17 protein-coding genes, 2 tRNA genes, 1 pseudogene, 1 riboswitch and 1 other annotated feature (1 of these 22 cut by a window edge) are annotated in these 21,493 nt (G+C 33.1%); of the genes and pseudogenes, 2 read left to right on the forward strand and 18 right to left on the reverse strand.

The window, feature by feature from the left end; genetic code table 11:
* Nucleotides 1-202: 202 nt before the first annotated feature.
* Nucleotides 203-589: pseudogene (locus tag HMPREF2953_RS11675) on the forward strand (DUF1643 domain-containing protein); the annotation flags it as partial.
* A gap of 576 nt (nucleotides 590-1,165) precedes the next feature.
* Nucleotides 1,166-2,248 carry a DNA-methyltransferase gene (locus tag HMPREF2953_RS07985; protein ID WP_049330300.1) on the forward strand — a complete coding sequence of 361 codons (1,083 nt, stop codon included), beginning with the start codon at nucleotides 1,166-1,168 and terminating at the stop codon, nucleotides 2,246-2,248.
* Between the two features lie 15 nt (nucleotides 2,249-2,263).
* Here the strand turns inward: HMPREF2953_RS07985 and HMPREF2953_RS07990 are convergent, their stop codons facing one another.
* From HMPREF2953_RS07990 to serS, 18 genes are all read right to left on the reverse strand, one after another.
* Nucleotides 2,264-3,178: an HpyAIV family type II restriction enzyme gene (locus HMPREF2953_RS07990; protein WP_049330298.1), complete on the reverse strand. Its 915-nt coding sequence runs from the start codon at nucleotides 3,176-3,178 to the stop codon at nucleotides 2,264-2,266.
* A 105-nt stretch (nucleotides 3,179-3,283) separates the two neighbouring features.
* Nucleotides 3,284-3,763 carry a 23S rRNA (pseudouridine(1915)-N(3))-methyltransferase RlmH gene (gene rlmH / locus HMPREF2953_RS07995; RefSeq protein ID WP_048760983.1) on the reverse strand — a complete coding sequence of 160 codons (480 nt, stop codon included), beginning with the start codon at nucleotides 3,761-3,763 and terminating at the stop codon, nucleotides 3,284-3,286.
* 420 nt (nucleotides 3,764-4,183) lie between these two features.
* Nucleotides 4,184-4,966: an MBL fold metallo-hydrolase gene (locus HMPREF2953_RS08000; protein ID WP_103288301.1), complete on the reverse strand. Its 783-nt coding sequence runs from the start codon at nucleotides 4,964-4,966 to the stop codon at nucleotides 4,184-4,186.
* Nucleotides 4,967-5,240: 274 nt separating this feature from the next.
* Nucleotides 5,241-6,032 (reverse strand): two-component system regulatory protein YycI, encoded by a 792-nt coding sequence (locus tag HMPREF2953_RS08005; protein WP_070672751.1) that lies wholly within the window; start codon nucleotides 6,030-6,032, stop codon nucleotides 5,241-5,243.
* Nucleotides 6,033-7,364, reverse strand: a complete 1,332-nt coding sequence (locus HMPREF2953_RS08010; protein WP_070672754.1) for a YycH family regulatory protein — start codon at nucleotides 7,362-7,364, stop codon at nucleotides 6,033-6,035.
* The gene (walK, locus tag HMPREF2953_RS08015) at nucleotides 7,354-9,180 is read right to left on the reverse strand and encodes a cell wall metabolism sensor histidine kinase WalK (protein ID WP_070672757.1); all 1,827 of its coding nucleotides are present in this window, start codon (nucleotides 9,178-9,180) and stop codon (nucleotides 7,354-7,356) included. Before walK ends, HMPREF2953_RS08010 begins: the two co-directional genes overlap by 11 nt.
* Before the next feature lie 12 nt (nucleotides 9,181-9,192).
* Complete coding sequence (gene yycF, locus HMPREF2953_RS08020) at nucleotides 9,193-9,894, reverse strand: response regulator YycF (protein WP_049437896.1); 702 nt, start codon at nucleotides 9,892-9,894, stop codon at nucleotides 9,193-9,195.
* Nucleotides 9,895-10,382: 488 nt separating this feature from the next.
* A tRNA-Asp gene (locus tag HMPREF2953_RS08025) sits at nucleotides 10,383-10,455 on the reverse strand.
* 4 nt (nucleotides 10,456-10,459) lie between these two features.
* A tRNA-Glu gene (locus HMPREF2953_RS08030) sits at nucleotides 10,460-10,534 on the reverse strand.
* 385 nt (nucleotides 10,535-10,919) lie between these two features.
* Nucleotides 10,920-12,203 carry an adenylosuccinate synthase gene (locus HMPREF2953_RS08035; RefSeq protein WP_049335768.1) on the reverse strand — a complete coding sequence of 428 codons (1,284 nt, stop codon included), beginning with the start codon at nucleotides 12,201-12,203 and terminating at the stop codon, nucleotides 10,920-10,922.
* Nucleotides 12,204-12,481: 278 nt separating this feature from the next.
* Nucleotides 12,482-13,882, reverse strand: coding sequence for a replicative DNA helicase (dnaB, locus tag HMPREF2953_RS08040; RefSeq protein ID WP_002449507.1), 1,401 nt, complete (start codon nucleotides 13,880-13,882; stop codon nucleotides 12,482-12,484).
* 112 nt (nucleotides 13,883-13,994) lie between these two features.
* Entirely contained in the window at nucleotides 13,995-14,441 is a 447-nt protein-coding gene (rplI, locus tag HMPREF2953_RS08045; RefSeq protein ID WP_049437098.1) for a 50S ribosomal protein L9, read from the reverse strand.
* A complete protein-coding gene (locus tag HMPREF2953_RS08050) occupies nucleotides 14,438-16,405 on the reverse strand; it encodes a DHH family phosphoesterase (RefSeq protein WP_070672760.1) in 1,968 nt (655 codons plus the stop codon). The genes rplI and HMPREF2953_RS08050 overlap by 4 nt, the downstream gene beginning before the upstream one ends.
* Before the next feature lie 27 nt (nucleotides 16,406-16,432).
* Nucleotides 16,433-17,344 (reverse strand): YybS family protein, encoded by a 912-nt coding sequence (locus HMPREF2953_RS08055; protein ID WP_049335777.1) that lies wholly within the window; start codon nucleotides 17,342-17,344, stop codon nucleotides 16,433-16,435.
* A gap of 89 nt (nucleotides 17,345-17,433) precedes the next feature.
* Complete coding sequence (locus tag HMPREF2953_RS08060; RefSeq protein WP_049437103.1) at nucleotides 17,434-18,402, reverse strand: homoserine O-acetyltransferase MetX; 969 nt, start codon at nucleotides 18,400-18,402, stop codon at nucleotides 17,434-17,436.
* A gap of 71 nt (nucleotides 18,403-18,473) precedes the next feature.
* A riboswitch (SAM riboswitch) is annotated at nucleotides 18,474-18,575 on the reverse strand.
* Nucleotides 18,576-18,660: 85 nt separating this feature from the next.
* Nucleotides 18,661-18,990: an AzlD domain-containing protein gene (locus HMPREF2953_RS08065; protein WP_070672763.1), complete on the reverse strand. Its 330-nt coding sequence runs from the start codon at nucleotides 18,988-18,990 to the stop codon at nucleotides 18,661-18,663.
* Nucleotides 18,987-19,682, reverse strand: a complete 696-nt coding sequence (locus HMPREF2953_RS08070) for an AzlC family ABC transporter permease (protein ID WP_070672765.1) — start codon at nucleotides 19,680-19,682, stop codon at nucleotides 18,987-18,989. Before HMPREF2953_RS08070 ends, HMPREF2953_RS08065 begins: the two co-directional genes overlap by 4 nt.
* Nucleotides 19,683-19,965: 283 nt before the next feature.
* Nucleotides 19,966-21,252: a serine--tRNA ligase gene (gene serS, locus HMPREF2953_RS08075; protein ID WP_070672768.1), complete on the reverse strand. Its 1,287-nt coding sequence runs from the start codon at nucleotides 21,250-21,252 to the stop codon at nucleotides 19,966-19,968.
* Nucleotides 21,253-21,327: 75 nt separating this feature from the next.
* Nucleotides 21,328-21,493, reverse strand: a binding site (T-box leader); it runs 38 nt beyond the window's last position.

Consider the following 21,493-nt stretch of genomic DNA (forward strand, 5'->3'; position numbering starts at 1 on the left):
TGACATGATAAATTAGTGGTTAGCTATATTTTTTTACTTTGCAACAGAACCTTCAAATCTCACTTTGAAACATGTTAAAAGAATAGAATAACCAATTTCAAACAAATCACCTGCATATTTTTAGACTACAAGAAAATAATAATAAACTGTCAGTTACACATGAACAGCAACGCTTATTTACTCAAGAAATATGGGACAGTACAGTGAAAAACAAACAATTTCCATCATAACGATGCGCTATGATGGTATTCTTAATATTGATTTAACAACTCAACTCATTATGACAGAATTTCAGAAATGGAAGTATTTGGTTCAATTATTTTTATAAATCTATATTTTAATATTACCACGTTTACCAATCTCAAGTATTCAGAAAATGTCTACGATAAGTATACAATTATTCAAATTATGAGGGCTGTGAAAGAAACAGACGAAATAATATTATCCCGAGGTACTTACGCTAAAAAAAACAATAGTTGAAGCATGATTAGAAACATTAATTTCTCATAAAAAGAAAGTGAAACACCTCATTAATCCAGTAACAAATGAAATCATACATCCACTTAATTCGAAAGCAAGAAAGAAATGAATATATAAATAAATAAAAAATTACTTTTATACCAAATTTAGGTATGTTAATAATTAAAACAGTATTGACAACTTGCTAGTCTAATTGTAAATTGTAACTCTGTAATCACAAGAACTTTCAAAAATTATATTTTATCAAAGAATGATAAATACAGTAATCAGAAAAGAAACCAACAAATTCAAATAATGGTAATAAAAATGAGTATTTACTCCTCTATATTCACGATTTAAAATTACTAAAATCTACGAGAACGTATTATAATACTTGTTTGAATTCAAAGAGTAAAATTATATTAATGTTATATCATTTTTTCAATAGATTAATTACTTTATTCAAAATACGCTATCAATTTGACACTAAATTTTTATGAAATAGTCACTAAGTAATACACAGTAGGTTTAAGCAAGTAAAAAATTTACTAAGATAACACATTTTATCATCATACAAGCGCTATCCTATTAAAAAAATGTGATATCATTATAGTTATCTTAAAAATTCTCATTTACAACCTAATACTCTAAGTATCAGGATAGTAAGAATTTCATATTAATTTTAAATAGGGAGGTAAATAAAACAATGGAAAACAATTATATTAATTCTATATTAGAAGGTGATTGTATAGAAAAATTAAAATTAATTGAGTCAAATTCAATAGACTTAATTTTTGCAGATCCTCCTTACAATATGCAAATACAAGGAGAACTAACTCGTGTAAACGGAAGTAGTTTTAATGGTGTCTCTAATGAAAGCTGGGATAAATTTGATAGTATAAAAGCGTACAAAGATTTTTGTCGAAAATGGCTAATAGAATGCCAAAGAATACTAAAAAGTAAAAACTCTTCAATCTGGATAATAGGTTCATATCAAAATATTCATATAATAGGTGATTTGTTACAAGAATTAGGATTTTGGTTAATTAATGATATTATTTGGAAAAAAAGTAATCCAACTCCAAATTTTAGAGGTACGAAGTTTACTAATGCTCAAGAAACATTACTTTGGGCAACGCCTAGTAAAAAAACAAAATATACTTTTAACTATAAAACAATGAAAAATATAAATAATGGAAAACAAATGACAAGCATATGGAAAATACCAGTTGCAAGTGGTTCAGAAAGGTTAAAAGATATTGATGGGAATAAATTACATCAAACACAAAAACCCGAAAAATTGCTTTACAATATAATTATTTCTAGTACTAAAAAAGGTGATATTATCCTAGATCCTTTCTTAGGAACCGGAACAACAGCTACAATTTCAAAAAAACTCGGTAGAAATTATATTGGTATCGAACAAGATAAAAAATATATACACTACGCTGAACAAAGAATTAAAAATCAAGTCGTTATTGATGACGATTATGTAAATGCAGTGTTTGATAAAAAATTAATACGTGTACCCTTTATAAAACTAGTAGAAGAAGGTTTTATAGATAAGAATGAATATATTTATTTTAATAATACTGAAGAATATGCAGTTATCTCAGATGTTAAAGAATTATTATACAAAGGAAAACATTATTCTATTCACTCATTAGCCGGGATTTTAAAAGGCTTAGAAAGAGCTAACGGTTGGAATTATTGGTATGTTAAACGTAATAATAAATATATTTCTATCGATCATTATCGTAATTTATATCGTGAAAAATACTCAAAATAAAATAGCCTGTACAGGCTATTTTATTATTTTTTTTAGATTTTCATTAATTTTCTTATAATTTTTCATTTTTCTATTATTAAAATCATTTTCTTCAATTTGTGCATTAATAAATTGTTTTAAGAGTAAAAGTGATTTCTTTTCAGGAAATATAATTGGGAAAATATAATCAACCACTTTATCATTTTCAAATAATTTATTCAAAAATGATAAACTTTCTTCTTCAATAATAGTAATAAAGGCGCGCATTGTTTCTTCTGGATCTTTATCAAAATTTAATTCTGGCAAATCGGGAATATCCTTTTTCCATAATTCTAGATATTTACAAATTTTATACCACATATCAGGTAACTCATTAATATCTAATTCATTAGCTAAAAATTTAAATATTTCTCCACCATATGCCAAACAAAACTCATCATCTGATTTCTCTAATTTTTCCAATTCCGTAATATAGTACTTTTTATTTTTTACTAAACTATCATCAATAAACCACATACTGCCAATTATTTTGTATCCTCTATAGTAATTTTTTAATACGTTATATTTATCTTTAAAATTGGTAAATTGACCACTTTTCTTAGTACTATCATGATCATCTCTTATTTTCTGTTCTATAAAAATAACTTTATTACCATATTTAAAAACTTGATCTACATTTAAGTCTTTACCATTTATTGGATTTTTATAATCTTGTGGCAACTTTTCTAACCCATAATCACTAAACATCTCTCTAAATGCACTCTCTAAGGCATCACCGTACTTGATTTCTAAAGATTGAGTAAAATTTTGAATAAGTTTACCTTTGGGCGTTGAAGCTCTAAAAATCCCAACATATCTTGATGGATGTTTTTTTAAATTCTTTAACAATGTTACCTTTGCATCAGTAAACAATGTATCATCTAACACTTGTTTAAAGTCATCGTAGTTCATAATTATTACCCTCCATTAAACCTTTTAAATAATTATATTTCTATTCATATTATAGTACTATCTACTCAAAATTTCATTTGAACTTCTATTATTTCAAAAACCGCATCATTTATGATATGCTTCGCCTCTCATAATCTTAAATGCTCGATATACTTGTTCGATTAAGACGACGCGCATCATTTGGTGTGGGAAGGTCATTTTACTGAATGAGAGTGCGTAGTTGCTGCGATTTAAGACGTCTTGATGAAGTCCGTTTGATCCCCCAATGACGAAGACGAAGTCGCTTTGTCCTTGTGTCATACGTTGTTGTAGTTCTTTAGCTAACCCTTCCGATGACAACATTTTACCTTGTATTTCTAATGTAATAACGGTGGCTTGTGGTTTAATTTTGGCTAATAATCGTTGTCCTTCTTTTTCTTTGACTTGTTCAATTTCTTTATCACTCATAGTTTCGGGTGCTTTTTCATCCGGCACTTCAATCATCTCAATTTTAGAATATGCTCCGAGTCTTTTTTCATATTCAGCAATCGCTTGTTTCCAGTATTTTTCTTTTAATTTGCCGACAGCTAAAATAGTAATCTTCATTATAAACCTCCATGTTGATAGTAGTTATTCGACTTATCCACAAGTTATCAACTTGTTAACAGAATTCCCTCTAATTATAACAAGAATGTATATAAATTCTGTGGAAAATTTGAGATTTATATACAAAAAATGGCATGTATACACTATTTTTGTGGATAAGTCTGTGTATAATGTGAGTATTTCTGTGTGTATTATTCACAATAGTGGATAACTTTCTCTAAATTTGGGGATAACTTCACGACCGTCTTTTATATTTATTCACAGATTCTAAGTAAATCACTCCAATTATCCACCTTTTAATGAATATTCATGTATAGTCCAAATTATTAGATCATATCTTTAATTTTTCCAAAAAAAGAGCTTAATAAAAACCTCATATTTTCTTAAGGCTTTCATTAAGCTTCATACTTCATATCAATTTTATAACGTGTAAATCGGTGTCGCTTGTGCTTTATCTGTGTCACATAGTAATACTTCTTTTTCAGTATCGATATCATGTTCATTTAATACTTGTCCAACGCTCATACGTGCTAAATCTTTCATATTATTATCACGAGATAAATGTGACAGATAGATACGTTTCGTATGACCTGTAATCACATCCGCCATCGCATGTCCTGCATCTTCATTTGATACATGTCCCATATCACTTAAAATACGCTGTTTCGTCTTCCAAGGATAACGGCACATACGTAACATATCCACATCATGGTTACTTTCAAACATAAATGCATCACTACCTTGAATCATACCTTTCATTCGGTCTGACACATAGCCGGTATCTGTAATCATCGTAAATTTTTTATAGTTATTATGGAAAATGTAAAATTGTGGATCAATCGCATCATGAGAGACATTAAACGATTCTATATCAAAACCTGCAATAGACTTTGTTTCATATGGATTGAAAATAAATTTTTGATCCATCGGAATTTTATCATCTTTTTTCTCAATCGCTTTCCACGTTTTTTCATTCGCATACACAGGTAAACCATATCGACGTGCAATGACACCCAGTCCTTTAATATGATCGCTATGTTCATGTGTCACTAGGATGCCATTCAGATTCTTCATATCTCTATCAATCTGACTAAATAAACCTTCCATCTTTTTACCCGTAAGACCGACATCTACTAATAGACTGCCTTTCTCACTTTCTACATAAGTCGCGTTTCCTGTACTACCGCTTGCTAATACGCTCATTCGAATCAAGATGGTTCATCCTTTCTCATTATCTTAAATTTCAATTATTTAGAGTGCCTTCAGTCTAGATATTTTATATTTGCTCTTTTTTCTAAAAAAATATAGTTTCGAACTTGTATCTTTGTTCGAAACTTCCGCTCTAAAAGTACTTTTATAGTATACTATACCAACCTGTAACTAGAAATTCCAATTCTCTGTTTATATTAAATATGTAAGAGCAAAATAACGGGCAAATTTGACCGCTATTTTGCTCTATTTAAAATGAATCACTTTTCTAGTTATCAATCACTTTGGGATTGATTGAAGTGGCTTCAACATAATATTTTTTCGTTTCTTCTTTACCTTTATGTTTCACTTTGATTTCCCAGTTTGCTTGTAGTAATTGAACGTTGGTTTCTCTTACTACTGAGTAATATCCTAGTCTAGCATCTAATACTTCATCGTCAGCTTTTAAGTAACGATTGAAATACAAGCTTTCAATTGCTTTACGCGGCGTAATGACTTGCTTCTTAGGATTATTGTCACCTTTTGCAGGTTCAATTTTACTCATTAATGTTTGTTTATACGTAGTCGCTTTACCATCGTCTATATTAAAGCGAAGCCGTGCTTTATTGTTATTAAGCAATGGGTATCCATCATATGTTTGTTCGTAAGTGACTGTATTTGAATTCATATCGCCAAGTTGATAGACCTTACCATTATAAATATGATTGATAATGTAATCTTTTAAATCACTAAGATTACGATCACTTACATTTACAGTATTATCTACCTCACCGCTTAATGTGAAACCAGAATCACTTGTTTCTAATGAAGATTTATTTTCAGCGTATGATTTAAAGTTCTTAGAAGTAACAGTAATCATTTGCATCTTCGTACCACTTACATCTTTATTTAATACATCTGTCGATACTTTAATCTCTTCTTGCTGGAAGTTGACTTCATTATCGCTTTCAGTTTCATTAATTTGCGATTTAGTCACCTTATTAATATAAATCAGAATGAGAAAGATATTGACTAGAACAAACACGAAAATAAACAATGTTTTGGTTAGTTTCCAGTTCATTTATTCAAGCCTCCCATCCTGATATACATACCACTCACCATCATACTCAACATACCACGTTGGAATAAATTCACTATTGCGTTGTACTTCGATGTCATCTTTATCTGGTTGATCATCTTCTTTATAGCCAACAATCATATTCGATACTTTTTCAAAATCAATGTTATGATTGTTCGCAAGTGACGCACGCACCGTTTCCAAACTATCTAATGATGTCGTTGCACCTTCTAAAGGCACGCTTGAACGTAGAAGGGCACGTTTATAGTCATAAATTCCTTTTTCTCCCCAAGTCACGTTAATTTCATTTAACTGCTGGTCATTAAATGTAGGATGTCCATTGAGGAATAATTGATAGGTTAATTCTCCTGACATATTCTCCGTATCGAACAGACGGAAATCATCGTTAAAGAAACCACCATGATTATTAATATATTCGAATGTACTTGGGATGGAAATATCCATATCTTTCGAACCTGATTCATCTTCCGATAAGTTTTTATAATGGTACTTTTTACTGTCATCATTATAGTTTGCGACGCCGGTATTATTATTATATGTGGTTGAACCACTTTTTCCGCTTCGAATAATGACCGAATCATCAAATAAAATTGAGTTCATCGTTTCGACTGAAATCGTATCATATACCATGCGATATGAGTGTAGGTCTTTTGGATGTTTCGGCGCAAAAATATGCGTTGATTTATCAATCGTTGTCTTATTCGTAATCACTTCCGAATAGGTTTCCATATCTTTTTCTAAATGATGAATGGTTTTAGTAAATGGCGTTGCCTTAGCGTCTATCGTCACTTTCATGACTTGTTGATGATGTTTACTCAGCGCATATAGTTCTAGATCACCCTTAGAATTTTTATCCATTAAAATCCGATTAAAGCTAAAATGTTTAGGAATTTTAGCTGAGTTATTAAGTACTTGACCTAAATAGGTGGTTAATGGCATATCATACGTAAAATCCAATACGACAAAATCATGGTCTAATATCGGGGTTTGTAAATTATACCCTTTTTGCATCAATTCTACTTTACTCACTTCATGATCTTTGAGTGGATCAATAACTTGAGCGAGTTGAGATCTTGATGGTGCAAATCCTTTAACTTTATCCCCTTTAACTGACACAACTTGATAAGGTGAAATCACTGTGTCCATCTTTGCAGCTAAAGGTTTACCAATGGTTTTAGTATTATTTTTTTTACTATCCGCGCTGTCTAAATTATTTAAATCTGGAGTAAAGTTCCAAATCATATACGTAAGGACAATACTCATCATGACTAAAAGAAAAAGGATAACTGATTTAATATGTTCCTTACTGTTCATCCCAATCACCGTCGTCTATCACTTCACATGGAAGCGTAATAAATATCGATGTGCCTTGTCCTTCAACACTGTTTGCCCAGATACGACCATTATGTGCTTCGACAATTTCTTTTGAAATGGCCAGTCCAAGACCCGTACCACCCATTTTACGTGTACGTGCTTTATCTACGCGGTAGAAGCGATCAAAGATTTTATCCACTTTATTAATTGGAATACCGATGCCATTATCTTTAATACGAATGGTCATTCGATTATAAAGTGCATTTTGTTTCACGTGGAACTCGACACGTTTATCTCCACGAGAATATTTCATCGCATTCGTAATGACGTTATCAAATACTTGCGTCATCTTATCTGGATCTATTTCTGTGAAAATCGTTTCATTTGGAATTTCACGTACAAACGTTGTATCTTTCGCTGCCATTTCATGTCGATTAATAATTTTATTAATAAACATATTAAAGTCGACAATTTCTTTTGTAATTTGTTCTGTCTCATTATCCATTTTAGATAATTGAAGTAAGTCATTGACCAGTCGAATCATACGTTCTGTTTCTTCACGTGTGACTGAAAGGAACGATGGCGCAAGATTTTCATCTTTCCAAGCGCCTTCTTCAAGTGCTTCAATATAACTGTTCATTGAGGTTAATGGCGTACGTAATTCGTGTGATACATTGGCAACGAATTCGCGACGTTCACGTTCCACTTGTTGTTGCTCTGTAACATCGTGTAATACGGCGATATAACCATTAACAAATCCTGTATCTTGTACAATCGTGCTAAAGTTGACACGTGCAATAATACCTTCTTCTTCGTTCATATCAATTAAGATACTATCATTATTCTCTTGAATTTCTTCTAATGAAAAATCGCCTTCTATTTTTAAAACATTTAGCATGTAATAACCAATGAGGTCTTCTTTCGCCATACCTAACATTTTAATCGCCATATCATTCACAATACGAATACGACCACGTCGATCCGTCGCAATGATACCATCACTCATATGTGTGATGACAGAATCGAGTCGACGTTTTTCACTTTCTGTATTCGCTTGGGCTTCTTGTACACGTTTAGAAAGGTTATTAAACGCAAGCGCAAGTTCACCAATTTCGTCATTGCCATAAATCTTAACACGCTGTGTATAGTTCCCTTTTGACATTTCAACTGTTTGGTTACGCATATCTGTAATCGGTCGCGTAATCGTTCGCGCAATAAAGAAACCGAGTATGACCGTGATAAATAAGGAAATAGCCGTACCAATAATAAAGATTTGATTGATATTGTTAAGCTGGTTATATACATCATTAATATTTGACTCTATGTAAATATTACCGATCACATCATTGCTATTCTTAACTGGCAAGTTGTAAATCCAAATCCGTTCTTTACCATTACCATAGTCTTTTAAGACGTTATGACTATTTGCTTCGCCAAGAGAGATTGCTTTTTGAACAGAATTATCATTCACTTTTTGATTAATTAAGCTATGTGAGGATAACTTCGCTGTAGCCATGATAATTTGGTCTTTATCAATAAAGCGAATTTCTTCAATCTCCTGTCGGTTAGCGTATTCATTCAGTAGCGATTGAACTTCCTTTTGTGCATTTGAAGGATTATCTTTATAAATACGCTCAATATTGACTTCGAGTTGTGTCGCATATTGTTTAATATTCTTCATGAAATTATTGGTTAATTCTTTTTCTAAACTATTAGTGAAATACAGACCAATAATCTGCATTCCAATAATAATCAGTAAGACATAAACAATAACGAGTTTTGTGTGAAGGGATTGGAGTTGTTTCAGCCACTTCATCGTTTGCAACCCCTAATCATGTTGTTGGAGGAAGTATCCAACGCCTCGACGTGTCACTATATATTCTGGATGAGATGGATCGTCTTCAATTTTTTCTCTTAAACGACGAATGGTTACATCCACTGTACGCACGTCTCCAAAATAATCGTATCCCCAAACCGTTTGTAGTAAGTGTTCACGTGTCATAACTTGACCCATATGTTTTGACAAATAGTGGAATAATTCAAATTCACGATGTGTTAATTCAATATCCTCACCACGTTTTTTAATTGAGTAAGCCTCAGGATAAATTACGATATCTTTAATCGCAATTTCATTCGTTGTACCTTCTGATTCTTGCGCAGGTTGAGCGGAGTGACGTCTTAAATTTGCTTTCACACGTGCAATTAATTCACGTGTGCTAAATGGTTTCGTCACATAATCATCAGCACCTAATTCAAGGCCCAATACTTTATCAATTTCTGAGTCTTTCGCTGTTAACATAATAATTGGCATGTCGTATTTTTTACGTACTTCACGACATACTTCCATACCATCACGACCAGGTAACATAATGTCTAACAATACGATGTCTGGCTCTTCTTCATAAATTAAATCGACGGCATCATTACCATCATAAGCGCAATGAACTTCATAGCCTTCTTTTTTTAAATTAAATTCTAAAATATCCGCAATTGGCTTTTCATCATCAACTACAACAACTTTTCTAGCCATATCTATAAACCTCATTTCTCAAATTGTAGTTCAAACCTTAATGTTTATTATATTTTGAGTAAAACATTAACTGTATTATATGGCGCTATCTTACGTCTTAACGCACGTTTATCTACTATATAATTTAACATTAATATTCACTTAATTCTATTTTCATATTTAAAATTATAGAATAATATTAATTTAAAGTTTACCACGCTCGTTTTATATTACAAATAAGTTGAGCTTCTTAAATATTGCACAAAAGTCGTAAGAAGACTGAAACGGTACAATGTTACAAAATGATGATAGTAGATAGTCGTTGAAAATTAAGAGTGATATATAAAAGATGTATAAAAAAAGAGAGAAGTATTAAAAATATATTGCGACGTCATCTATTTGTAATACACACATCGCTTTACTCATGATAACGTCTATATATTTATAAACATAAAGAAGCGATATTAAAAAAACATAAAAAAAATGCCTACCCTTTTGGATAAGCAATACGGTCTCGACGGGAATCGAACCCGCGATCTCCTGCGTGACAGGCAGGCGTGTTAACCGCTACACTACGAGACCTAAATGGTGACTCCTACGGGACTCGAACCCGTGTTACCGCCGTGAAAGGGCGGTGTCTTAACCGCTTGACCAAGGAGCCGTTCTTAAGCACAAGATAGATTATAGCATAGCTTTTATTTTAAAGACAAGAACTTTTTTACATAATTTTAATATTTTTTTATAATTCCTTAATTTTTAGAAAAAAAGAGTTGTTTTGAAGGTATATTACATAACAATATACTTTTTTTATTTACTTTTACATTATTAATTCAGATTTAAATGATACGGTTATCATTATCTTATTTTATGTATATAAAAAACGTTGCTAAAGTAAGTGACTTTAACAACGTTAAATGTATACCATTAAATGCTTTATTATTAATGGGCTTCGAAAAGCAACCCGCTCGTCAATCGTATGCTCATCTTAAAATCAAAAGCCGATTTTCGCTCTTAGCACGTTATTGCTCTATGTTTATACGCTTTTCTTACCATAATTTTTCTAATAGATTTGTTTGCTCACGGTCAGGGCCTACAGAGAAGATTGAAATATGAACACCACATAATTCAGAAATACGTTCTAAGTATTTACGTGCGTTTTCAGGTAACTCTTCTAATGTACGACAACCTGTAATGTCTTCCGTCCAACCAGGTAACTCTTCGAAAATTGGTTTACAACGACGTAATTGGTCTAAGTTTGCTGGATATTCTGTGATTGTTTCACCATCTAACTCATATGCTGTACAGATTTTAACCGTATCTAAACCTGTTAACACGTCAATTGAGTTAATAGATAAGTCTGTAATCCCACTTACACGACGAGAGTGACGTAATACAACTGAGTCGAACCAACCTACACGACGAGGACGTCCTGTTGTCGTTCCATATTCACGACCTACTTCTCTAATATGATGACCATCTTCGTCGAATAATTCAGTAGGGAATGGGCCATCACCTACACGAGAGGTATAGGATTTACATACCCCAATCACTTTAGATACGAAGGTTGGACCCACGCCAGTTCCTACTGTCACGTTACCTGCGACAGGATTACTTGACGTTACAAAAGGATATGTACCATGGTCGATATCTAACATAACTCCTTGTGCACCTTCAAATAAAACTTTTTCATCAGCTACGAAAGCGTCATCTAAAATTTTAGCTGTATCTGTAACGAATTCTTTTAAACGTTGACCAGCGGCATAGTATTCATCGAATATTTCATCAAAGTGTGGGCACGTTTCATTAAACATCCCTTTGAAATAGGCATTCTTAATTTCAATATTTTCTTTTAAACGTCTTTCAAATGTATCTTTTTCTAATAGATCAGCCATACGAATACCAATACGTTGTGCTTTATCTACGTAAGCTGGTCCAATACCTTTTTTCGTTGTACCGATTTTATTATCGCCGCGACGACGTTCTTCATATTCATCTTGTGCTAAGTGATACGGTAAGATGACTTGCGCACGGTTTGAAATACGTAGATTATCTGTAGAAATACCACGTTCATTTAAAGCGTCTAATTCTTTTAATAATGCAACAGGATCTACAACCACACCATTACCAATCACTGCTAATTTATCTTTATAAAAAATACCTGATGGTACTAAATGTAATTTGTATGTTTCTCCACCAAATTGAATGGTATGACCTGCGTTATTTCCACCTGAAAAACGCGCAATCACATCTGCTTGTTCTGCTAAGAAATCTGTAATTTTACCTTTACCTTCGTCTCCCCATTGTGTCCCAACTACTACGATTGATGACATGTGAGCACCTCCAAAGTTTTCTCAATTAACCACTAAGTATTCTATCAATACGTTTCATATAATGCAAATAAAAATCGAACATTAAAAATAGCATTCACATCAGTCGAATCAATACGTATATTTTATTAAAAAACCTTTAATATTGTTAATTTACCAGTATTTCAAAGCAGTTTTACAAATGTTTAATACACATACTTCACTTAACTTTATTTTTCAAAAATAAAATAAAAACCGTACATTTATATTAAAAATAATAATAATGTACGGTAAAAATATTTTTATGACATGTCTGCATGTGCATAATCAATGTCTGTAAATTTATTATATTGTTTCATAAAGTGTAACTTCACTGTACCTGTAGGGCCGTTACGTTGTTTTGCAATAATAATTTCAATCTCACCATTATCGTCATTGGATTGAGGTTCGAACTGCGTACTATCGTCATCTTCTTCCCCATCGCCTCGATTATAATAATCATCACGATACAAGAACGCAACAATATCTGCGTCTTGCTCAATTGATCCTGATTCACGAATATCACTCATCATTGGTCGTTTATCTTGACGTTGTTCTACGCCACGAGATAACTGACTCAGTGCGATAACGGGACATTCTAATTCACGAGCGATGGCTTTTAACGTACGTGAGATTTCAGAGACTTCTTGTTGTCTATTATCTGAAAAGCGTGAGCCACTCCCTTGAATAAGTTGTAGATAGTCAATGACAATCATATCAAGACCATGTTCTTGTTTAAGACGACGACACTTTGATCGTAAATCTGTAATACGAATTCCTGGTGTATCATCAATAAAAATCTTTGTTCTCGATAATTTACCTACTGCAATCGTAAATCGATTCCAGTCTTCTTCTGTCATTGTCCCTGTTCTTAAACGGTTAGAATCTACATTTCCTGAACTACAAATCATACGTGTCGCAAGTTGATCGGCACCCATTTCAAGTGAGAAAATACCTACTGTATAGTTATCTTCATGAGTGGCTACTTTTTGAGCGATATTAAGTGCGAAGGCAGTCTTACCTACAGAAGGACGGGCTGCTAAAATAATTAAATCATTTCTATTAAAGCCCGCAGTCATCTGGTCTAAATCGCGATATCCAGTAGGAATACCCGGCGTTTGCCCACTATTTTGATCAAGTTCCTCTGCAGTCTCATATACTTGACCTAAGACATCTCTAATATCTTTAAATCCATCACTTTGACGGTTTGCTGAGAGTTCAAGAATACGTTTTTCAGCATCACTTAAAATAGCATCTAATTCAAGCTCATTATTATACCCATCATTCGCAATGCTATCAGCTGTTTGAATTAATCGACGTTTAAGCGCAAGATTAGCAACTATATTTCTATAGTATTCAATATTACGTGTCGTCGGTACATTATTCGATAATTCAGCTAAATATTGAGGGCCACCAGCCTCACTTAATGTACCTTCTTTCGTTAATTGTTCCATTAACGTGACTACATCAATCTCATGAGCATCTTCGTTTAAGTTCATCATTGCTCTAAAGATATGTTGGTGTGCACCTCTATAAAACGACTCAGGAAGTAATACCTCCTGAGTCGAACCTATTAATTCTGGATCTAAAATAATTGCACCTAAGACAGACTGTTCAGCTTCATTGTTATGGGGCATTTGTCTTTGATCATACATATTATCCATCAATCATTACACCCATCCATCTTAAAATTTTCGACATGCTAGTGCAACATTATATCTATTTCTATGAATTGTTTTTAAAAGAGTGGACTACCTATGTGTGTCCCAAATTTTTTTATTTTTCTACAGTGTGTACGCGAATTGTACCTTCAACTTCTTTGTCTAATTTAACAGGTACATTAGTATAACCTAACGCGTGAATACCGTGTGGTAAATCCATTTTACGTTTATCAATTTTAATATCGTGTTGATTTTTTAAAGCGTCAGCAATTTGTTTTGTACTAATAGAACCAAACAATTTACCGCCTTCACCAGTTTTAGCACTTACTTCAACTTCGATATCTTCTAATTTTGCTTTTAATGCTTTAGCATCATTGATTTCTTGTTGTCTATCCGCTTCAGCACGTCTATTTTGTTGTTCTAATTGTTTTAAATTACCTGGTGTTGCTTCAACAGCATATTTATTTTTTAATAAAAAGTTATTTGCGTAACCTACTGGCACGTCTTTAACTTCACCTTTTTTACCTTTACCTTTAACATCTTGTGTAAATATTACTTTCATGTATCTTCACTCCTACTCATTTGTTCAGTAATTGCTTGTTGTAATTGCTCGATTGCTTCTTCTATAGTGACACCTTTTATTTGCGTTGCAGCATTTGTTAAGTGACCTCCGCCACCTAAGGCTTCCATTGTTAATTGAACATTAATACCGCCTAATGAACGTGCTGAAATACCAATAAGATTATCTTCACGTTTCGCTACAACGTAAGAAGCTTCAATGCCTTCTAAACTTAACAATTCATCCGCAGCTTGTGCAACTGTTACAGGATGATAGATTTTATCATTAGAACCGTGAGCAATTGCGACACCGTTATCTTGCACTTCCACTGTGCGTATCAATTCAGAACGATTAATATACGTATCAACATCATCTTTAAGGAATTGTTGCGTTAAGATTGTATCCGCACCATGCGCACGTAAATAACTTGCCGCATCAAACGTTCTTGACCCTGTTCGTAATGTAAAATTACGTGTATCAACAATAATACCTGCATACATAATTGTAGATTCTAAACGTGATAACCGTTGTTCTGTTGGCTGATATTCTAATAACTCTGTGACAAGTTCTGCAGTTGAACTTGCATAAGGTTCCATATAAACGAGTAATGGATTTGAAATAAAGCTTTCTCCACGTCTATGATGATCAATGACTACTTTACGATTCGCTTTATTTAGAATATTTTCATCTAATACCATTTCAGGTTTATGTGTGTCTACCACAACAACCGTTGTTTTTGACGTCATCATATCCCAAGCCTCATCAGATGTCACAAATCGTTCTTTTAATTCAGGTTTTTTATCAATTTCTTCCATCACACGACTTAATGTTGGATCGATATCTTCTTCATTAAGTACCACATATGCTTCTAAATTATTCATTGACGCAAATCGAGATACTCCAATAGCTGCGCCAACCGCATCTAAGTCAGGACGTTTATGTCCCATAATAATCACTTTGTCGCCTTCAGTTAAGATATCTTTCAATGCGTGAGAGATAACACGTGCTCTAACACGTGTTCGTTTTTCCATCGGGTCAGTCTTACCTCCGTAAAAACGAACATTACCATTCATGTTTTTAATTGCAACTTGGTCTCCTCCACGACCTAAGGCTAAATCAAGTCCTGATTGAGATAATTCACCAAGTTCAATTAAATCTTCGGTACCTTCACCAACACCAATACTTAATGTCAATTGTGCACGGTAGCCTACACTTTTTTCACGTAACTGACTTAGAATGTCAAAATTAGAATCTTCTATTTCTGCTAAGATTTTTTGGTTTAAATAAGCTACGAATTGATCTGAACTATAACGTTTAAAATAAATGTTATATTCAGTTGCCCATCGACTAATAATACGTGTCACCATTGAATTGATTTCAGAACGTTGTGTGTCATTCATATTTTGGGTAATTTCATCGTAGTTATCTAAAAACAACGTTGCAATGATAGGCTTTGATTCTTCATATAATTCATTTGTCTGTACTTCTTCTGTAATATCGAAGAAATATAAACAACGTTCTTCTTCAGAATAACGCACATGATAATGGTACTGACCATGTTCGATTTCTATTTCTTGTATTCTTTCAAGTTGCTTAAGAATATTCGGAAAAACTTCATTGACTGGTTCTGAGATGACATTCGTTTCTAGATGTTCAGACATATATTGGTTAATCCATTCAATGTGATCGTCAGCATCAATCACAACTAAACCAATTGGCATGCGTTTAATTGCTTTATTACTTCCTGCTGAAATATGACCACTCAGATTATCCACATAATGATCCATTTTTGATAATGCTTGTTTAATCAATACCGCACTAATGACAATCATAATGATTAAAGCAATCGCCGTAAACGTTGCCATTAAAGGTTTAAATATAAACCCTACAATAACAATTGTAATTGCCGTAAGCACCATCAAAATATAAGGAATAAGCAATGCTTTTTTAGTGGATTGACGGTTCATTCTTCCACCTCTATTCACTTTTTAAAGTCATTTTTTTATCATTCGTTTTAAGTTAATTCCTAAATCAAGTACGCCAAGTAATGATACGATATGCGTAAAGGGTGAAATCACTGTCCCCACGACCATTAATAATATGGATACCGCATCAGGTAATCGTTTAGCCTTTCCAAAGAAATGAATCAAACTCAATCCTTGGATATACATTAATAATGATAACACAACTTCGAAATTCAATACGATACTTTGGAATATACTTGGTTTCATCGCAAACATCACACATACTAGCACAATCATGTAAATCCATAATAATGTGCGATTCATCTGCCAAGCAAATAAAGGTCTAAACATAGGTGTTGCTACTTTGAATTTGCGTAAAATTGGAAATGTAATGATGATATTCATTAAAACTAAAAGAAAAACAATAATAATGATGTAACTTGGAAGTTGAACAGCCATTTGACGAAATCCTTCTTCTAAGATGACCTTATAATCTGATTCAACGCCTGAATTTACAATCGCATTGTTCATTGCGTCTTTTGCTGGTTTAATCAATACTTCAGTATTTGGAATCTTTTTGAACGCTTGTAATAACATAAATGCAATTAACGTCACAATACTTATATACATTGTTGTAATATATAAAATGCGTTCTTTAGATGTACGTTCTTTTAATAATTGGCCAATTACAAAACTTAGTAATAAAACTAGAATCATGGCACTTAATACAAAGGTATTCCCTAATAAGGTCGTGATGACTACAGTGAGTAAAGCTCCAATTCCAAATGTAGCAATTGATTTATGCCACATGATAATCCCTGGAATGGTAGCGAATAAACATAGAATCAGACCAATTATTGGCAATACATACGTAACTAAAGCAACTGCTACAAGCACGATAGTTCCTATAATCATTGCTTTAGGATGTACTTTTGAAAACACATTCGCCACTCCTATACTTTTTTGACTATAAGGTCTATTTTACCTTCTATATTCAAATTAAACAAATGTGTTAACTGTTCTCTTATCTATTATTTTCGTTTGAATTTCGAAACTTTTAAAAAATGATACAAGTTAGGCGCCCAGTCATTAAAATTAAGTAAAAAACCATCATGGCCTACGTTGTCTGGAACAAAAAAGTGACGATGATATTTAAAACGTTCTCCTACTGCTCTGACTTGATCATCTGGATATAACAAATCATCTGTAAAGCCCATCGTTAGTACTTTTGTATTTAAAGATTGGAAGACCTCATCCACATCATTGCGCTGACGATCAAGATGATGACTATCTAAGACATTCAACATCGTTAAGTAACACGATAAATCGTAGGATTCTTTAAACTTATTACCTTGATAACGTTGATAATTGACTACTTCATCTGGTGTGAAACGCGCGTCATAACTTTTTGAAGAACGATATGTTAAGAATCCAAGTTGTCTTGCAATACTAAGTCCCTCTTTACCTCCAATATGAATCGCTTCACGTGCAATTTCATTGAAGGCACGACTGTATGAAGAGGTTTTATCTGTAGCTGCTAAGATGACTGCTTTATCTACTTCGAATCGATGATTATATAATAATTCCATTACTTGCATGCCACCTAAACTGCCACCAATTAAAATATCAATTTTAGTAAATCCAAGAGCCTTGATTCCCAATTCAATTGCCTTAACGATATCTCTTAATGTGATGGTTTTAGGAAAATGAGCATCGTTTAAAGGGGAGCTTGAACCAAAAGGACTTCCAATAACATTAAAAGTAAGAAACTGATAATCATAGATCGGCATATAACCACCATCGATGATTTCGCGCCACCATCCAGGATGTTCATCTGTACCATAAGTTAAATGATTCCCAGTCAGAGCATGACAAACCACAACAAGCGGCTGTCCCGAATAACCTACGTGCTCATAACGCAATTTTAGATTCTCAATCGTTTCACCTGATTCTGTTGTAAAAGCACCTAAATGTAATGTATCTACTGTATAATTTGTCATGCTATGCCTCCTTAGAATAAAAAAATCGCTTCTACTCTTAATTTTAAAAGTATGAAGCGATAATACTTTAGTACTTATCATTCGAGTATCTCGTTGGTTGTAGCACCGTACAAATGATTTGTCGGTTGCTGAAGCTTCATAGGGCCAATTCCCTCTACTTCTCAAAATAAGAGTATCTATATATTGATTGAATGGTTTAATTTAAATTTATTTTAATACAATTGTCTGGTTAACTTCAATGCGCAGTAAATAAATGGATTAAAAGAACCATTGTATACCTGCAATGAATACAATACCTACAATAATAGTGATGGTTAGACTACGCGTCACAACTGCGATAATGACTGTAGGAATGGTTGCTACAATGAATGGAATATTTAATTCAAAGCCTTGCATACCTTTATGTTGAACGATAAAACTATCAATAACTAGCGCAGTGAATAATGAAATGGGAATAAACGACAGCCATTTGATGACTGTTTCTGACAGTTGAATACGTGAAATCATTAAAAATGGGACAACACGCACAATTAATGTCACTAATCCACATAAAACGATGAGTAAAAGCATATGTCCTGTTATCGTCATCGATCCATCACCACCCCAAGTGTTGCAGCACAAATTGATGTAACAAGAATGGCCACATAAGAGGGCATCAACCAACTTAAAATGAACATCATTACAATAACGAACGCAATTAATACGATATATATACTTACTTTGGAACGTGTAATCGTTTCAAATTGAGCCATAGCCAAGAAAATAAACATGGCTGTAATCGCAAAGTCTAACCCTAACATTTCAGGATGAGAGATGTATTTCCCAAAGACTGCTCCTAACACACAAGCTATTGCCCAAAATGAATAAGCAGTAATATTTAATCCATGTAACCATCGGTCATTAATTGTTTCCCCTTTTAAGTGTGGCGTTATAGCAACGCCAAATGTCTCGTCAGTAAGAATAGAAGACAAAGCTAAACGATTCCATATACCGTAATCTTTATAATTAGGTGATAATGTCATAGACAATAAAAAGAAGCGGGAATTCACAATTAACGTTGTTAACACGATTGCTGATATAGGTGTACCAGTAATGACTAAAGCACAAATAATAAATTGTGCTGCGCCTGCATAAACCAGTAAACATAACAGAAGAATTTCTAGAACACTAAAATCTTGAGAAGCTGCCACGATGCCAAATGATAGTCCTATACCGATGTATCCTAGTAGTGTTGGAATACATTCTTTGACCCCTTGTTGAAATGTTACATGTGATGTCATGTTAGCTCCCCCTTTATATATGTATTTTCAAATTGACTATATAATATAATTAAATTCAGTCTAATATAATCTAAGAGACGCTTCAATATCTTTAGACGTCCGTTTGAGTGAGGTTAGAGAGAAGGGTGTTTTAAAATATTGAAACTTCAATACTTTCAAAATATCAGAAATTTTTGATATTTTGAAAGTTACCTTTCTTAGGGCAGTCTTATTTAATATAAAAATAAATAAAGCGATAGAGGACTACGTCACTCTATCACTTTATGAGTTGAATTCTATTTAATTATTCGTTGACTGGACGTATTTCTGTTTTGCCGCCCATAAATGGTACAAGTGCTTCTGGAATTGTAATTGAACCATCTTCGTTTTGGTAGTTTTCTACGATAGCTGCAAATGTACGACCTACTGCAAGTCCACTACCATTTAATGTGTGTACTAATTCTGGTTTAGAAGAAGCATCACGTTTGAAACGAATGTTAGCACGACGAGCTTGGAAATCAGTACAGTTTGAGCAAGAACTAATTTCTTTGTAGTCATTGTAACTTGGTAACCATACTTCTAAGTCATATGTTTTACTTGCGCTGAAACCAATATCTCCAGTACATAAGTTCACGCGACGATATGGTAATTTTAATTCTTCTAAAATTGCTTCGGCATTTTGAGTCATATCTTCTAATGCATCCCAAGAATCTTCAGGTTTTTCAAAACGCACCATTTCAACTTTATCGAATTGATGTAAACGAATTAAACCTCTTGTATCTCTACCAGCTGATCCCGCTTCACTACGGAAACATGCAGTTTGACCAGTGAATTTTTCTGGTAACACATCCGGTTGGATAATTTCATTTCTATAGAAGTTTGTTAATGGCACTTCTGCAGTTGGAATTGTATATAAGCCTTCTTTTTCAACTTTGAATAAATCTTCTTCAAATTTAGGTAATTGGCCTGTACCAAACATTGTATCTGCATTTACCAATTGAGGTGTCATCATTTCTGTATAACCATGTTGTGTTGTATGTTTGGTTAACATATAGTTCATTAATGCACGTTCTAATAAAGCACCGTCTTTAGTTAAATAAACGAAGCGCGCACCTGATACTTTTGCAGCACGTTCGAAATCAGCCATTTTTAATTCTTCTACTAAATCCCAGTGTGCTTTTGGTTCAAAATCAAATTCACGAGGCGTGCCCCATTTTTTTAATTCAACATTTTCAGTATCGTCAGCACCTTGTGGTACGTCATCTGCAATTAAATTTGGAATACGAATTAAGATATCACGAATTTTATTATCTACTTCATTTAATTTTGCATCATTTTCTTTAATTTCATCGCCTAATTCACGCATTTCTTTAATGACGTCATCAGCATCTTCTTTGTTACGTTTTTTTTCAGCAATTTGATCACTTACTTTGTTACGACGTGCTTTCATTTCTTCTGTTTTACCAATTAAATCACGACGTTGATTATCTAATTCTAATACTTCATCAACGACCTTTGAATCATCTCCTCGTAATTCAATTTTGCTCTTAACTTTGTCCGTTTCGTCTCTGAATTGCTTGATGTCTAACATATCATATTCATCCTTCCAAAAAATTTATATTGAGTGACCATAGCGATTTAAAATAAAAAAAGACCACATCCCCATACAAGGGACGTGGTCTACGCGTTGCCACCCTATTTAACAATTTAATTAAATAAACTAAATTGCACTCCACTATCGATAACGGTTAAAACCGATTGTTCAATATAAGTAGGTAGATTCGCATAAAAATTAATTACTTGTTTACACTCACCACAAGCTCTCTGAAATT

Source organism: Staphylococcus sp. HMSC072E01, assembly GCF_001814125.1.
GTDB classification, from domain to species: Bacteria; Bacillota; Bacilli; order Staphylococcales; family Staphylococcaceae; genus Staphylococcus; species Staphylococcus hominis.

Bases quoted from the DNA above. Each gene is read 5' to 3' on its own strand.
- HMPREF2953_RS07990 (WP_049330298.1), bottom strand. From the start codon at position 3,178: ATGAACTACGATGACTTTAAACAAGTGTTAGATGATACATTGTTTACT.
- HMPREF2953_RS08065 (WP_070672763.1), bottom strand. From the start codon at position 18,990: ATGACGATAACAGGACATATGCTTTTACTCATCGTTTTATGTGGATTA.
- HMPREF2953_RS08060 (WP_049437103.1), bottom strand. From the start codon at position 18,402: ATGACAAATTATACAGTAGATACATTACATTTAGGTGCTTTTACAACA.
- HMPREF2953_RS08000 (WP_103288301.1), bottom strand. From the start codon at position 4,966: ATGAGCGTATTAGCAAGCGGTAGTACAGGAAACGCGACTTATGTAGAA.
- HMPREF2953_RS08050 (WP_070672760.1), bottom strand. From the start codon at position 16,405: ATGAACCGTCAATCCACTAAAAAAGCATTGCTTATTCCTTATATTTTG.
- walK (WP_070672757.1), bottom strand. From the start codon at position 9,180: ATGAAGTGGCTGAAACAACTCCAATCCCTTCACACAAAACTCGTTATT.
- yycF (WP_049437896.1), bottom strand. From the start codon at position 9,894: ATGGCTAGAAAAGTTGTTGTAGTTGATGATGAAAAGCCAATTGCGGAT.
- HMPREF2953_RS08035 (WP_049335768.1), bottom strand. From the start codon at position 12,203: ATGTCATCAATCGTAGTAGTTGGGACACAATGGGGAGACGAAGGTAAA.
- serS (WP_070672768.1), bottom strand. From the start codon at position 21,252: ATGTTAGACATCAAGCAATTCAGAGACGAAACGGACAAAGTTAAGAGC.
- rlmH (WP_048760983.1), bottom strand. From the start codon at position 3,763: ATGAAGATTACTATTTTAGCTGTCGGCAAATTAAAAGAAAAATACTGG.
- dnaB (WP_002449507.1), bottom strand. From the start codon at position 13,882: ATGGATAATATGTATGATCAAAGACAAATGCCCCATAACAATGAAGCT.
- HMPREF2953_RS07985 (WP_049330300.1), top strand. From the start codon at position 1,166: ATGGAAAACAATTATATTAATTCTATATTAGAAGGTGATTGTATAGAA.
- HMPREF2953_RS08070 (WP_070672765.1), bottom strand. From the start codon at position 19,682: ATGACATCACATGTAACATTTCAACAAGGGGTCAAAGAATGTATTCCA.
- rplI (WP_049437098.1), bottom strand. From the start codon at position 14,441: ATGAAAGTAATATTTACACAAGATGTTAAAGGTAAAGGTAAAAAAGGT.
- HMPREF2953_RS08010 (WP_070672754.1), bottom strand. From the start codon at position 7,364: ATGAACAGTAAGGAACATATTAAATCAGTTATCCTTTTTCTTTTAGTC.
- HMPREF2953_RS08005 (WP_070672751.1), bottom strand. From the start codon at position 6,032: ATGAACTGGAAACTAACCAAAACATTGTTTATTTTCGTGTTTGTTCTA.